At 71.3% G+C, this 14,572-nt stretch carries 12 protein-coding genes; 9 read left to right on the forward strand and 3 right to left on the reverse strand.

Annotated elements, in window-relative coordinates; all coding sequences use genetic code 11:
* Positions 1–662: DPP IV N-terminal domain-containing protein (locus E1161_RS22885; RefSeq protein WP_207920361.1), on the reverse strand; the 662-nt coding region annotated here is incomplete at its 3' end.
* A gap of 344 nt (positions 663–1,006) precedes the next feature.
* On the opposite strand from E1161_RS22885, the gene E1161_RS22890 reads away from it, so the two are divergent.
* From E1161_RS22890 to E1161_RS22900, 3 genes are read left to right on the forward strand one after another with little or no spacing between them, the layout of a single operon-like run.
* Positions 1,007–1,945 (forward strand): glycosyltransferase family 2 protein, encoded by a 939-nt coding sequence (locus tag E1161_RS22890; RefSeq protein ID WP_132626638.1) that lies wholly within the window; start codon positions 1,007–1,009, stop codon positions 1,943–1,945.
* Entirely contained in the window at positions 1,945–4,374 is a 2,430-nt protein-coding gene (locus E1161_RS22895) for a GtrA family protein (protein ID WP_132626640.1), read from the forward strand. Before E1161_RS22890 ends, E1161_RS22895 begins: the two co-directional genes overlap by 1 nt.
* On the forward strand, positions 4,371–6,017 hold the full coding sequence (locus E1161_RS22900) for a PIG-L family deacetylase (protein WP_132626642.1): 1,647 nt from the start codon (positions 4,371–4,373) through the stop codon (positions 6,015–6,017). The genes E1161_RS22895 and E1161_RS22900 overlap by 4 nt, the downstream gene beginning before the upstream one ends.
* Here the strand turns inward: E1161_RS22900 and E1161_RS22905 are convergent.
* Positions 6,014–7,357 carry an MFS transporter gene (locus E1161_RS22905; RefSeq protein WP_132626644.1) on the reverse strand — a complete coding sequence of 448 codons (1,344 nt, stop codon included), beginning with the start codon at positions 7,355–7,357 and terminating at the stop codon, positions 6,014–6,016. The genes E1161_RS22900 and E1161_RS22905 overlap by 4 nt on opposite strands.
* Before the next feature lie 153 nt (positions 7,358–7,510).
* The gene (locus E1161_RS22910) at positions 7,511–8,299 is read right to left on the reverse strand and encodes a DeoR/GlpR family DNA-binding transcription regulator (RefSeq protein WP_132626646.1); all 789 of its coding nucleotides are present in this window, start codon (positions 8,297–8,299) and stop codon (positions 7,511–7,513) included.
* Between the two features lie 122 nt (positions 8,300–8,421).
* On the opposite strand from E1161_RS22910, the gene E1161_RS22915 reads away from it, so the two are divergent.
* The 6 genes from E1161_RS22915 to E1161_RS22940 are packed head-to-tail and all read left to right on the forward strand — an operon-like array spanning position 8,422 to position 14,532.
* Positions 8,422–9,114, forward strand: coding sequence for an HAD family hydrolase (locus E1161_RS22915; RefSeq protein WP_132626648.1), 693 nt, complete (start codon positions 8,422–8,424; stop codon positions 9,112–9,114).
* Between the two features lie 42 nt (positions 9,115–9,156).
* A complete protein-coding gene (locus tag E1161_RS22920; protein ID WP_132626650.1) occupies positions 9,157–10,212 on the forward strand; it encodes a 2-hydroxyacid dehydrogenase in 1,056 nt (351 codons plus the stop codon).
* A complete protein-coding gene (locus E1161_RS22925) occupies positions 10,209–11,669 on the forward strand; it encodes an FGGY-family carbohydrate kinase (RefSeq protein WP_132626652.1) in 1,461 nt (486 codons plus the stop codon). The genes E1161_RS22920 and E1161_RS22925 overlap by 4 nt, the downstream gene beginning before the upstream one ends.
* Before the next feature lies 1 nt (position 11,670).
* Entirely contained in the window at positions 11,671–13,401 is a 1,731-nt protein-coding gene (locus E1161_RS22930; RefSeq protein ID WP_132626654.1) for a dihydroxyacetone kinase family protein, read from the forward strand.
* The gene (locus tag E1161_RS22935; RefSeq protein WP_132626656.1) at positions 13,398–13,874 is read left to right on the forward strand and encodes a ribose-5-phosphate isomerase; all 477 of its coding nucleotides are present in this window, start codon (positions 13,398–13,400) and stop codon (positions 13,872–13,874) included. Before E1161_RS22930 ends, E1161_RS22935 begins: the two co-directional genes overlap by 4 nt.
* 10 nt (positions 13,875–13,884) lie before the next feature.
* Positions 13,885–14,532 (forward strand): class II aldolase/adducin family protein, encoded by a 648-nt coding sequence (locus E1161_RS22940; RefSeq protein ID WP_132626658.1) that lies wholly within the window; start codon positions 13,885–13,887, stop codon positions 14,530–14,532.
* Positions 14,533–14,572: the final 40 nt, after the last annotated feature.

The raw sequence follows: 14,572 nt of genomic DNA on the forward strand, positions 1-14,572 counted from the left end.
CGGTCGGGGTGGGCGGGATCGCCCAGGTACCAGTGCTGGACCGGGGTTTCGTCGACGCGCGTGACGAGCAGCTCCTCGCCGCTGGGCGCCCACCAGTAGCCGCGGTGGCGGTCCATCTCCTCGGCCGCGATGAACTCGGCGGCTCCCCAGGTGACGTTGTCGCCGTCCGGTTCGGCCAGAGCGCGGTCGCCGGAGCCGTCGGCTGCGATCACGCGGAGCTGACCAGCGGAGAGGTAGGCGATGTGGCGTCCGTCGGGGGAGGGGCGAGGGTCGGCGACCGGCTGCCGGACCGGGAGCTCGTGGACGTCGCCGGTGGAGACCTCGGCGATGAACAGCCGCCCGGACAGGGTGAACACGACCTGCTCGCCGTCGCGGTCGGTGCTGTAGCCGGTGATGCCGGTCGCCCGTTCCCGGGCGCGCTCCCGCCGGGCCTGCTCTTCGGCGGTCACCTGGTCCTCGGCCAGCTTCGCCGGGTCCACCAGCAACCGCTCGGTTCCGGTGGCGGTGTCCAACGCCCACAGCGCCGTGGTGCGGTCGGTACCGCTGGTGGAGCGCAGGAACAGGACGCGCGCGCCGTCGCCGACGACGGTGAAGTTGCGTGGCGCACCGAGGCTGAACCCCTGCGTGCGCGCGCTTCGGCGAGGAAACGATGCGGACGACATGCGAACCAGCCTGCCATCACGCACACCCCGGTGCCGCACCAGGTCCGCCGGTCATCCCCACCGGTGCGTCCATCGAGCGTTCCGGAGGTAGGTGCTCCACCACCCGGCCACCGGTCCCCCAACACCGCATCTCCCACCACCGGATCCACGTGGACGGATTTCCGTTGAAATCCGGTTCATCGTTGAGGATTCGACGCTGAGGTGGGGGATTCGCCGGTGTGTTGGGAGGGGGTGGAGGCGGGTGCGCCGGGCATGGTTCGGGGCGATCCAGCAAGGCCCGCAGCGTTTTCCGGGAGTTCCGGGGTGCGCGGGCCGCCGGCCCCGAGACGGATGAGAACTGCACCATGCACCTGTCGATCGTCGTGCCGTGCTTCAACGAGGAGCACGGATTGCAACGGCTGCACGACGCGCTGGTCGAGGCGCTGTCCGGACACGTCCGGGATTACGAGGTGATCCTGGTCGACGACGGCAGCACCGACCGCACGTTGTCCGAGGCTCGGCGCCTCAGCGAGCACGACCCTCGGTTCCGGTACGTGTCGCTGAGCCGCAACTTCGGCAAGGAGCCCGCGATGCTCTGCGGGCTCCGGCACGCCCGCGGAGGCCAGGTGGCGCTGCTCGACGCCGACCTGCAGCACCCACCGCGACTGCTTCCCCGGATGATGCTGCTGCTCGACACCGGCTACGACCAGGTCGTCGCGCGGCGCAGCCGATCCGGCGAACGGGCCTGGCGGACCGCCTCGTCGCGCGCCTACTACCGGCTCGCGAGCAGGTGGCTGGACGTGCGGTTGCAGGACGGTGCCGGGGACTACCGGGTGCTGTCGCGGCGCGCGGTCGACGCGCTGCTGTCCTTGCCCGAGCACCACCGCTTCTCCAAGGGCCTGTTCGCCTGGATCGGTTTCGACACCGGCTGGGTCACCTACCGCAACGTGCCGCGCGAGACCGGTGAGTCGCGGTGGCGTCTGGCGGACCTGGTCGATCACGGCATCGACGGGCTGACCGCGTTCAACGACAAGCCGCTCCGCCCGGCGATCTACCTCGGCCTGCTCGTCGCCGGACTCGCGGGCGTGCTCGGAGCGCTCGCCGACGACGAGGAGCGCTGGCCGACCGTGCTCCTCGGACTGGGCGGTGTGCAGGTGCTCATGCTCGGCGTGCTCGGGGAGTACGCCGGTCGCGCCTACGCCGAGTCCCGGCGGCGGCCGCACTACCTGGTCAAGGAGAACGGCCCGGTACCGGATCCGCTTCCCGGCCAGCACCGGTTGTGCAACGCGGGATTGGTTCCGTGATGCGGCGGCTGCTCGGATCCTCGCAGTTCGGCCGGTTCGCCCTGGTCGGCGGGGTGAACACCGGCGTGCACTGGGCCGTGTACCTGGCGCTGTGGCTGGTGCTGCCGTACCTCCTGGCGCACGTGCTGGCCACCGGCGCGGCGATGCTGTGCTCCTACGCGCTGAACTGCCGGTTCACCTTCCGGGTGCCACCGAGCGGGCGCTCGTTGCTGCTGTTCCCGCTGGCGAGTCTGGTGCTGCTGGGCGTGAGCACCTCGGCGGTGGCGCTGGCGGTCGCCGTGTTCGGGGTCGATCCGAGGCTCGCGCCGCTGGTGGGTTTCGGGCTGGTGCCGGTGACGTTCATGGCCAGCCGCGCGGCGCTGACCCGCCCGCACAGCGGTGAGTGGCGCGGTGCCGCCGGGGTGGGGCTGGCGGTGGTCGGGCTCGGGACGTTGCCGCTGCTGGTCAATCGCTCGTTCTACTTCGCCGACGACAGCGCCGCCCAGTTCCTGCCGATGTGGCACCGGCTCGGCGAGCGGCTGCTGGCGGGCGAGTGGGCGCTGGGGTTGGAGCCGGACTCGTGGATGGGCGGGAACCTGGCCGCCGAGTCGCTCTTCGGCATCTGGAACCCGGTGCACCTGCTGGACTTCGTCGTGGTCGCGCTGATCGGTGACCTGGCGGTCGCCGCGGCGGTGGTGAAGATCCAGTTCCTGGTGCTGCTGGCGGTCGGCTCGTACCTGCTGTGCCGAGGTTGCGAGGCGAAACCCGCTGCGGCGTCGGTGATGTCGGTGGCGCTGCCGGGGTCGGGGTTCGTGCTTCACTTCCAGGCCGCGAGCTGGGCCGGTGGGCTGATGGGCTTGGCGTGGTTGCCGTGGGCGTGGTGGGCCCTGCGGCGGTACCTCGCCGGAGGCGCGCCGGCGGTGCTGCCGTTCGTGCTGTGCTACCTGTGCGTCTCCGCCGGTGATCCGTACGGCCTGCTCGCGTTGTGCCTGGTCTTCGCCGCGCTGGCGGTCGAATTCGGCCCGCGCCGGTTGATCGCGATCGGTGTCGCGGTGGCCGCGTGCCTGCCGCTGGTGTTCTGGCCGGTGCTGGCGACCGCCGCGGTGGGCTGGCGGTCGGGTCGCGAGCTGTTCAACTCCGGTCTGCTGGTACCGGGCATCGGCGACCTGCTCAACGCGAGCACGCCCGGTTTCCTGCCGCAGATCATCTCCTTCGGCGACTACCGGATGACGGTTCCCGCCACCTTCCTGTCGTGGTTCGCGGTTCCGCTGCTGCCTTGGCTGAAATGGCGCGAGGTGCCGTGGCGGCGGTGCACCGCGGTGGTGCTGGTCGCGGGCTGCTTCGCGCTGCTGTGCTTGGGCCCGTCGAACGTGTGGATGTTCCGGTGGCCGCTGCGGCACATCGCGGTCCTGCACCTGGCGGTGGCGGTGCTGCTGTCGGTGGCGTTGTCCAGCGGTCTGCGCCGGGACCGCGCCTCGACGCGCGCGGCGGCCTCTGCGCTGCTGGTGGTGGCAGGTGGCTACCTGGCCTTCGCGGCTTGGCCCGCGCAGGCGCCGAAACACCTGGTCGGACTGGTGCTGGTCGCCGGGCTGCTGGCGTTGGCCCTGCGCGGCAGGTTGTTCGCGGTGCTGCACCTGGGAACGGCGTTGGTGCTGGGGCTCCACCTGCTGTGGTTCCCGATCAACCGCGACGTCGCCGACTACAACTTCCCGACCGACGTCGACGCGCTGCGCCGCGCCCACGCGTCGCTGCGCGACGGCACGGTGGTGCAGGTGGCGGCACGCGAGCGGATACCGCCGGAGCGGATCGCCGACCGCAGCGCGTGGTCTGATCTGCTGCTCGGCAACATGCCGGCCGCCGCCGGTGTCTCGAGCCTGGTGTCCTACACGGGAATCGGCCACGACGCCATGCACACGTCGTTGTGCCTCAACTACTTCGGCGGAACCTGTCCGCGCGCGTACGACCGCCTGTGGGGTCCCGATCGGCTCGCCGACCAGCTCAAGGCCACCCACGTCGTGGTGCAGCGACGGCTGCGCGAGGTCGCCCAGCCGCCACCGGGCTGGCGCGTCGCGCACCGCAACGGCGAGGTCGTCGTGCTCAGCCGCATCGCGCCGGTCCCGTGGCCGCGCGGGCGGCTGAGCGTGGCCCGCGGGGTTGAGGTGCTGGAGGACGTGCAGCGCGGCGCGCGCACCGAGACCGTCAGGTTCAACGGGAGCGGGGACCTCGTGTTCGCGCGGTTGTTCTGGCCCGGTTACCGGGCCACTGTGGACGGACGTCCGGTGCCGGTCTCCGCAACCGGAGCGGGGTTGCTGAACGTGCGGGTTCCGCGCGAGATCGCCGGCGGGACGTTGAGGCTGTCGTGGTCGCCACCGGGTGTCCAAGCGGGGCTGCTGCTGGTGGTGACCGGGGCGCTGGGCGCGCTGTGGATGTCGTGGCGGTGGGCGCGATGAGGACTGCCGTGCTGCTCGCGATCGCGTTGCTGCTGGTGGCGCCGGGGGCCGCGGCGGCGGGCTCACCGAGGCCGTCGCACCTGCAGATGGTGGCGCACCCCGACGACGACATGCTTTTCATGAGTCCGGACGTGCCCTTGGCGATCCGCTCGGGTGCTCGGGTCACGACGGTCTTCCTCACCGCGGGGGAGAGCGACGTGCAACTGCCCGCGGACTACGCGGCGAGCCGCCTGGCCGGTGCTCGCGCCGCGTTCGCGGCGATGGCCGGGGTCGCCGACGACTGGACGCGCTCGGCTCTGCAACTACCCGGAGGACGGACGGCCGAACTGCACCGGCTCCGCCAGCGGCCCTCGGTGGGTCTGGTGTTCCTCGGCCTGCCCGATGACAACGATCCGCGTGCTCGGCACGCGCTGAGCAGGCTCTGGCGGGACCCGGCGCACCGCGTGGAGACCGTCGCCGCTACGGGGTCGATCGTGCCCGTGACCACCCACGACCGCAGATCGGTGATCGATTCGCTGATCCGCCTCCGGGAGGAGTTCGCGCCGACGCTGGTCCGCACGCAGGACCCGCGACCGGACCCGCGCCACCAACAGCAGTGGGGGAGCGCCCATGACCACCCCGACCACCTCGCCACCGCTCGGTTCACCGAAACCGCGCTGATCGGAACCGATCTTCCGCTGCTGCACTACCGCGATTACAACGTCGCCGACGCGCCGCCGAACCTCCCGCAACGCGTGGTGGCCGACAAGCGCGCGGTGTTCGCCCGCTACGCCGAGCACGATCCGCTGGTCAGCCTCGATGAGCCCTACGACGCCTGGCTCGCCGCGATGCGCCTGCGCAGGCCGTGGGGATCGCGGTGGCTGACCAGCGGTCGCCACGCGCACGTGCGCGGGCGTGACCTGGTGGTCGGGGATTCGGTTGTGGACACACCCGGATTCGCCCCGCGCGAAGGGTCCGCGTCCTTCGCCGATCCTGCGACGGTGGTGGTGCAGGACCGGGATTCGGGTGCGGTGTGGCTCAAGGCCGGGGGCAGGTCGTGGCGATCGTTGGGCGTGCCGCCACCGCGGGAACCGCGCGTGGACCTCGGGCCGCCGTCGGCGGTGTCGGTGCGGGGTCGCGTGGTGGTCGCGGTCCGCGACTCCGGCGGCGGGGTGAGCGTCCGCGACACCGGGGCGTGGTGCCGGCTCGGCGGTTCCGACGTGGGCGACGAGGTCTCGGTGCTGGCATCGGGGAGCGGCGAGATCCACGTGATGGCCGCCTCCCGAAGCGGGATGCTGCACTGGCGGCTGACCGAGTCCGGATGCGGTGTGCCCGTCGCCTCCTCCGAACACCCCGTCGGTGCCATCGCCACCACGAGCGGGTACGCGGCCTACCGCGACTCCCGAGGCGATCTGGTGGTGCTGGCCGAGTACGCGGGCTGGGGACGGGTGTGGACCATCGACGCCGAGGCGATCTCCGATCCGGCTATGGCCCCTGGCCCGGTGCTCGCCGCCCGCAACGCCGACGGACTCCTGCAGATCTTCCGGCCGGACGGCACGACCACCCTCGGCCCCGTCGAAGCGCAACCCGCGTTGTCCCCGAACGGAGATCAGGCCGCCGCCCTCACGGGCGACGGCCTGATCAGGACCTTCTCCGTTCCCTAGGCCGAAGCCCCCGCGGCCTCCGGTGCTCCGGCGCGCGGGGCGCGGTGCTCGCCGGGGTCGCTCTCGTCCTTCATGCGCAGCGACAGGACGCCCACCGCCAGGTACATCAGGCAGAACACGATCGTCGCGCCACCGCCTCCGACCAGCGGGTACAGCACCGTCACCACCACCGGTCCGACGAAGGCCGCGCCACCGGCGCCGAAGTTCAGCACCGCCAGCGCCGAACCCTTGTCCTTGGTGGCGACCATCGAGGGCATCAGCGCCGACAGCGGCACGAAACCGGCCAGCAGCAGGCCGTAGACCACACCGAGCACGGCCGCCACGGCGAAGCTCTGCGAGGCCACCGAGCTGAAGTACCAGAGCGGGGTGGCGATCGCGCAGCCCAGGCAACCGAACCAGGTCACCGTGCGGCGCCAGCCGAAGCGGTCGCCGAACACGCCGAAGAACAGGTTGGCCGCGATGTTGGCGCCGTAGGCGATCGACGCCAACGACGCCACCTGCGCCGCTGTCAGGAACCCGCCGTCCGGTGCCGCAGGCCCGAAGGTGAACGGGAACATGGCGAAGAACCCGTACTGCGGGGCGGTGTTGACGATGCGGATCAGGCCACCGGCGAGCACCCGGCGGTCACGCCACAGGATGTCCACGCCCTCGGCGAGCCGCTTGAGGCTGCGCGGGTTCTCCACCGTCTCATCGGCGATCGGCTTGAGCCCGTGCTCCTCGCGCACGGCGAAGGACCCCAGAAGCACGCCGAACGTCACCACGACCAGCGACAGCACCAGGGTCTGGTAGTCGCTGAGGCCGAACACGCCGATCGACAGCGCCGCCAGCGCGGCACCCAGCGTCGGCAGACCGCCGGTGAAGGCGAACCAGAACCAGCCGGCCACCGAACCGCGCATCTTCGTCGGGCTCGCGACCTGCGCCCACGCGAGGAACGAGAACGCGAACAGCGGATACGCCAGGCCGCGGATGCCGTAGGTCGCGACGATGAAGGCCCCGTTGTGCGAGGGCAGCGCCACGAACAGGAACAAGCATTCGAACGCGATCCACCACGCACCGCCGAGCCACATCACCCGGCGCGGGCCCCAGATCGCGGAAAGCGTTCCGGAGAACCACGCCGCGATCATGGCCGCGACGCCGTAGAGCGTGACCGTGGCGAAGGAGGCCACCGCGCCGGGTAGCGCACCGCCCTCGGGTCGCTGCAGGTAGTCGGACAGGAACGTGGTCTCCACGCCGTCGCCGATCATGAAGATCAGCACGGCGACGAAACCCCAGAAGAGCTGCCGCGGAATGCCTATGCGGTCGAGGAAGCCCGGGTAGCCGGCTGCGGACGTTCGGGACATCACTGTCTCCAACAAGGTCGGATGTGTCGGTGCGTCGCCGCACCTAGCCAACGAATGTCGGCCATCATGCACCCTGTTGAAGTTAACGCACAAGATGTTAATTCGGTTCGGTTCGCAGAGCGCGCTCCGACGTCACCGTCCCGGGTGGTCGTGTCAGTCCACGGGTGAGAGCTGGACGTCGGCTTCTTCCCGCATCTCCTCGACCAGGGCGTCGTCGAGCTTCCCCGCCAGCAGGACGTGGTCGAAGGCGCTGACCGGGGCGAGCTGGTGCAGAGCCGAGCGGGCGACCTTGCTGGCGTCCATCATCAGCACCTTCGTCGTGGCGCTGCCCATCATCGCCCGCTTGACCAGCACGATCTCCTGCTCCTGGTGGTAGGTCAGGCGGGCGTTCATCGCCGAGGTGGACAGGAACACGATGTCCACCGAGAACGTCGAGATCATCTCCTGGCACGGCAGGCCCAGGTAGGAGTCGTGCGTGCGCGAGTACTCGCCGCCGAGTCCTATGAGTCGGATGTCGGGCACGTCGCGCAGGGCCTCCTGGACTTGCCGGTAGTTGCTGACCACGGTCAGCGGACCGACCTCCGGCAGCAGCCTGGCCAGCGCGAGCGCGGTGGTGGAGTCGTCGAGCATCACCGACATGCCGGGCGTGATGAACCGCAGGGCGTCGGCGGCCAGCGCCTCCTTCTCGGCGGTGTGGGTGTGCAACCGGAAGTCCGAACTGGACTCGAACACCGTCGACGGCTGGGCCGAAACCCCTCCGTGGTACTTGCGCAGCAGGCCCCGCGTCGCCAGGTCGTCGAGGTCGCGGTGCACGGTCATCAGGCTGACCCCGGTCAGCGTGGACAGCTCCGCGGCGCTGGCGAACCCCTGCGAGAGCACGTGATCGACGATCTTCTGCTGCCGCTGGAGGCGGGGGGACTGCTTCTTCGGTGCTGACGCCATGCGCTCATCTTGCCTCGTCGGGTGCGTTGAGCGATGCGGACCTGCCGGAGTATCACTCTGCTAGTGACAGTTAACGCTGAGAGTGTTAATTTGGGTGCATCAGTGATTGGCGGGAGGTACGTATGACCCAGCCGGATCGGCCGAACAGCGCCCACAGCGCGGTCGTGTTCGACATGGACGGCGTCCTGGTCGAGAGCGAGCACCTGTGGGAGCGGATGTGGACCCGCTTCGCCGCGGCTCGCGGACGCACCTGGACCGGGCAGGAGACCCGGCAGGTCCAGGGCATGAGCGCGCCGGAGTGGGCCGCGTTCCTCGCCGAGTTCAGCCAAGCCGCTGAATCCGCGGCCGAGACCGAGCGGATCGTGGTCGACGACATGATCACCGCGCTCGACGACGGCGAGATCGACCTGCTGGCGGGCGCGGAGAAGATGGTCACCGACGTCGCCGCCCGCGCGCCCATCGCGCTGGCCTCCTCGGCGCCGCGGCGGCTCATCGACGCCGTCCTCGACCGCCACGGGCTGACCCCGCACTTCTCGGCGACCGTGTCCAGCGCCGAGGTGCCGCGCGGCAAGCCGAGTCCCGACGTGTACCTGGCCGCGGCCGAGAAGCTCGGTCACGAGCCGCAGCACTGCCTCGCCGTCGAGGACTCCAGCAACGGGTTGCGCGCCGCCGCCCGAGCGGGCATGACGGTGGTGGCCATCCCCAACGGTGACTACCCGCCTGCCGAGGACGCGCTCGCCGGAGCCGCCCACATCGCCACCGACCTCGACGACGTGCGGCTGAAGCTGGTCGGATCGCTGCCGCAGGCACGCTGAACTGAGCTGAGCTCGCACACCTCGCGACAAAGGAGTCTGGAGATGACAAGCGTACTGGCCGCCGGGGACCACTTCGTGCACCCCGAGGTGTTCGTCGACGCCTTGCGCCGCGCGACCACGCGCGAACTGCGCTTCGACACGCTGAAGCTGCCGTGGCCGGTGGAGCCGTTCGGCCCGGTCGGCAACGTGCAGGAGGCCAGCGGCACCGAGCAGCGGCTGCTCGACGCCCTCGGGGGCAACGAGATCGTCGCCACCCAGATGGCGCCGTTCACCGGAGACGTGCTCAACGCCGCCGAGAACCTGCAGTTCGTCGGCGTGTGCCGGGGCGGCCCGGTCAACGTCGACCTGCAGGCCGCCACCGACAACGGGGTGATCGTCAGCTACGCGCCCGGCCGCAACGCGGCTGCCGCAGCCGAGTTCGCGGTGGGGCTCATGCTCGCCGCGCTGCGCCGCATCCCGGGCTCGGACGCCGAGCTCAAGGACGGCCACTGGCGCGGCGACTACTACGCCTACGAGAACGCGGGCATCGAGCTCGAAGGCTCGACCGCCGGGCTCGTCGGCTACGGCGCGATCGGTCGCATCGTCGCCCGCGTGCTGCGCGCGTTCGGGGCGAACGTCCTGGTGGCCGACCCGTTCGCGAACGCCGCCGAGGTCGCGGGCGAGGGCGTCGAACTGGTCGAGCTCGAGGAACTGCTGCGGCGCAGCTCGGTGGTGAGCCTGCACGCGCGGCTGACCCCGGAGACCCGCAACCTGCTCAACGCCGACAACCTCAAGCTGCTGCCGGAAGGCGCGGTGCTGGTCAACTCGGCGCGCGGCGGGCTGCTGGACTACGCGCCGCTGCCCGACCTGCTGCGCACCGGCAAGCTCGGCGCGCTGGCGGTCGACGTCTACGACATCGAACCTCCGCCGCGCGACTGGCCGCTGTTCGACGCGCCGAACGTGATCACCACCCCGCACCTGGCCGGTGCCACTCGCCAGACCGCGCACCGGGCGGCCGAGATCGTGGCGGGCGAGGTCGCCAGGTTCCTCGACGGGCAGCGGCCGCGGTTCGTGGCCAACCCGGACGTGCTGGCGAAGTTCGGAGACCTGCGGCCATGATCATCGGAGTGGACGTCGGCACCTCGGTGACCAAGGCATCGCTGCTGGGCCGCGACGGGTCGGCGCTGCTGACCCGCGGCGTGCGCTCGGCTCTGCACCGGCCCGCGCCCGGACTGGTGGAGCAGGACCTCGACGAGGTCGTCGACTCGGTCGTCCAAGTGGTCCGTCAGATCGCGGTCGCGGCCACCGAACCCGTGCAGGCCCTGGCCATCACCGGCCAGGGCGACGGGCTGTGGCTGCGCGACGAGCACGGGCGCAGCGTCGGGCGGGCCATCTCCTGGCTGGACGCCCGCGCCGCCGGTGTGCTGCGCGACTGGGAGACCAGCGGTGTGCAGCGCGAGGTGCACGCGCTGACCGGTTCCGGGATGTTCCCCGGTTCGGCCGGGCCGCTGCTGGCCCACCTCGCCGAGCACGAGCCGGAACGCCTCGAACGCGCAGCCGTCGCCGGGTACTGCGTGGACGCGATCGTCCAGCGCTTCACCGGTGAGGTCACGGTGGACGCCTCGGACGCCTCGATGCCGTTCCTCGACGTGCCCGAACGCGAGTACTCGACCGAGGCGCTGGAAGCCTGCGGCATCGCCGAGCACCGCCGCCTGCTGGCCGACACCACCCCCGTCGGCAAGCTCTTCGCGCTCTCCGGCAAGGCCGCGGCCGAACTCGGCCTGCCGTCGGGGCTTCCCGTGTCAGCCGGGCCGTTCGACCTGCCCGCCTGCGCCTTCGGCTCCGGCGTCAGCGACATCGGCGACGGCAGCCTGGTGATCGGCACGACGCTGGGCTGCCAGGTGCTGCGCGACGAGGTCGTCATCGACGCCCGCGGTGAGCCCGCCGGGATGTGGCTGGCCACACCGATCCCGCAGCGCTACCTGCGGGTGATGCCCGCGATGGTGGGCACCGCCAACCTGGACTGGGTGCTGTCGACGACGGGATCGAGCGTCGAGCAGCTGGAGACCATGCTCGCGCAGAGCCGGCCGGGAGCCGGTGGCGTGTCGGCGCTGTCGTTCCTGTCCTCGTCGGGCGAGCGCGCGCCGTTCGTCGACTCGCGGGCGCGCGGCCAGTTCACCGGGCTCTCGCTGGAGACCACGCCCGCCGACATGGTGCGCGCGATGTGCGAGGCGGTCGCCTACGCCGCCCGGCACAACCTGGAGAGCGCCGGGCTCAGCGGAGAGGTCGCGGCCTGCGGCGGCGGTGCCCGTTCGCAGGCGTGGAGCCAGATCTTCGCCGACGTCCTCGGCCGACCCCTGAACGTCCCGCACGAGGAGGGCGTCGGCGCGCGGGGAGCGGCGATGACCGCGTGGGATTCGCTGGGCGACCCCGTCGACCGGGAGCAGTGGGCCGCCGACCGCCGCGTCGTGCACCCCGATCCGCGAGCCGTGGAGTTCTACGACCGCGGCTACCACGACTACTTGACCGCCATCGAACGCGCCCGGCCGCACTGGGCGCCCGTCGAGGAGGGCTGACGTGACGCGCTTGTACGACGATCCGGCCACTTTCACCGAGGACATGGTCACCGGGTTCGTGGCCGCGCACCCCGATCACGTGCGCCGCGTCGCCGGCGGCGTGGTGCGCTCCCGCCCGGCCCGGCCGGGCAAGGTCGCGGTGGTCACCGGCGGCGGATCCGGTCACTACCCCGCGTTCTGCGGAGTCGTCGGGCCCGGTTTCGCCGACGGCGCGGTGATCGGCAACATCTTCACCTCGCCATCGGCCGCCGACGCCTACTCCGTGGCGCGCGCGGCCGACCGAGGAGCTGGAGTGGTGTTCTCCTTCGGCAACTACGCCGGCGACAACATGAACTTCGGGCTCGCCGTGGAACGCCTGCGACGCGAGGGGACTCGCGCGCACAACGTGGTGGTCACCGACGACGTCGCCAGCGCTCCCGCCGACGAGCAGACCAAGCGACGCGGCGTGGTGGGCGATTTCGTGGTCTTCAAGGTCGCCTCCGCTGCGGCCGAGGAGGGCTACGACTTCGACGAGGTGGTGCGCGTCGCCGAGCACGCCAACGCGCGCACCCGCAGCCTCGGCGTCGCATTCGACGGCTGCACCTTGCCCGGCCAGGACCACCCGCTGTTCGAGGTGCCCGAAGGTCGCATGGGCTTGGGGCTGGGCATCCACGGCGAGCCCGGGGTGTCCGAGACGCCGATGCCCTCGGCGTCGGAACTGGCGAAAACCCTGGTGGACGGCTTGCTGGCCGAGGCTCCGGCCGAAGGCGGACGGGTCACCGCGATCCTCAACGGGCTCGGTGCCACCAAGTACGAAGAACTGTTCGTGGTGTGGGCAACCGCGTCCCGGCTGCTGGCCGAGGCCGGTGTCGAGGTCGTCGCGCCGGAGGTGGGGGAGCTGGTGACCAGCCTGGACATGGCCGGTTGCTCGCTGACCCTGACCTGGCTGGACGACGAGCTCGAACGGCTCTGGCTCGCCCCGGCGGACACCCCCGCCTACCGCAGGGGATTCGTCGAAGCGCCCACTTCGGACGTCGAGGTCGAGGACCCGGTGGTGGCCGAACCGGAAGTCGTGGTCGCACCGGAGCAGGGGCAGGCCACGGCCGCCGTGGCGGTCGCGTCGTTGCGTGCGGTCGCGGAGCTGTTGCGCGACAACGAGGACGAGCTCGGGCGACTCGACGCCATCGCGGGCGATGGTGATCACGGACGCGGCATGACGCGCGGCAGCTCGGCGGCGGTCGAAGCCGCTGAAGCCGCAGCAGCCCAGGGCGTCGGTCCCGCGGCCGTGCTGCTCGCGGCCGGCGACGCGTGGGCGTCGAAGGCCGGCGGGACCTCGGGAGTGCTGTGGGGAGCGGCACTGCGCTCCTTCGGTGACCTGCTGCCCGACGACCGCGAGGCTCGCGCGGCAGACCTGGTGTCCGGTGCCGAGGCCGCGCTCACCTCGGTGCAGCGCCTCGGGCGCGCCGAACTCGGGGACAAGACCTTGGTCGACGCCTTGGTGCCGTTCGCCGAGGAGCTCCGCGGAGCGGTCGACGAGGGCAGCGGGGGAGCCGCGGCGTGGCGGCGCGCGGCGGCGGTGGCGACCAAGGCGGCCACCACCACCGCGGAACTGCGGCCCCGGACGGGCCGGGCCAGGCCGCTGGCCGAACGCAGCGTGGGCACACCGGACCCGGGCGCGACGTCGCTGGCGCTCGTGCTCACCCGGGTCGGAGAGCTGATCGGCGAACACTCCGGAGGGGGAGAGGACCAGTGAGCGAACAGCCGTACCGCATCGTCGTCGGATCCGACGACGCCGGGCTGGAGTACAAGAACGCGCTGAAGGAGGACCTGGAGAACGACTCCCGGGTCGCCTCCGTGGTCGATGTCGGAGTCGGCAACGACGAGCACACCGCCTACCCGCACGTGGCGGTCCAGGCCGCCCGGTTGGTCGCCGAGGGGTCGGCCGACCGGGCGCTGCTGGTGTGCGGAACCGGGCTCGGCGTGGCGATCAGCGCCAACAAGGTGCCCGGGATCAGGGCGGTCACCGCGCACGACGGCTACTCGGTCGAGCGCTCGGTGCTGAGCAACAACGCGCAGGTGCTGTGCTTCGGGCAGCGCGTGATCGGGCTCGAACTGGCCCGCAAGCTCGTCGGTGAGTGGCTCGACTACCGTTTCGACACGAGTTCGGCGTCGGCTGAGAAGGTCGCGGCGATCGACGGCTACGAGGGCACCGGGGTGGCCTGTTGAACGGGAAGGGATGAGCTCATTGCGTTTGGCCGAGCAGCGCGGCGAGGTCATCGACATCGCGCGGCGGATGACCTCCGACCGGCTGGTGGTGGGAACCTCCGGCAACGTGTCGGTGCGCAGCGGCGACCTCGTCGCGGTCACGCCCTCGGGAGTGGAGTACGACGAGCTGCGGCCGGTGGACATCCCGCTGGTCGACCTCAGCGGTGAGGTCGTGGAGGGCGAGCTCAAGCCCACCTCCGAACTGCCGATGCACCTCAGCGCCTACGTCGAGCACGACGCGGGCGCGGTCGTGCACACCCACTCGCTGCACGCCACGGCGCTGTCGCTGCTGCGGAACGAGGTTCCGGCCGTGCACTACCAGCTGGCCGACTACGGCGGTGCCGTGCGCGTCGCCGACTACGCCACCTTCGGCACCGACGCCCTCGCGGTGTCGATGTCCGAGGCGCTGCGCGACCGCAACGGCTGCATCCTCCGCAACCACGGCACGGTCACCATCGGCCAAAGCCTCAGCAAGGCCTACAACCGGGCCCGGCAGCTCGAATGGCTCTGCGAGCTGTGGCTCACGGCCGCCAAGCTCGGCGACCCGGCCGTCCTCTCGGACGGAGAACTCGCCCACTGCGCAACCCTCTTCGCGGGCTACGGCCAATCGGTTCGCTGATGCCGCGCGTTCACCGCTCGGTGTGATGTCAGGCTGGTAA

This window comes from Saccharopolyspora aridisoli, assembly GCF_004348445.1.
In the GTDB taxonomy this organism is placed as follows: Bacteria; Actinomycetota; Actinomycetes; order Mycobacteriales; family Pseudonocardiaceae; genus Saccharopolyspora; species Saccharopolyspora aridisoli.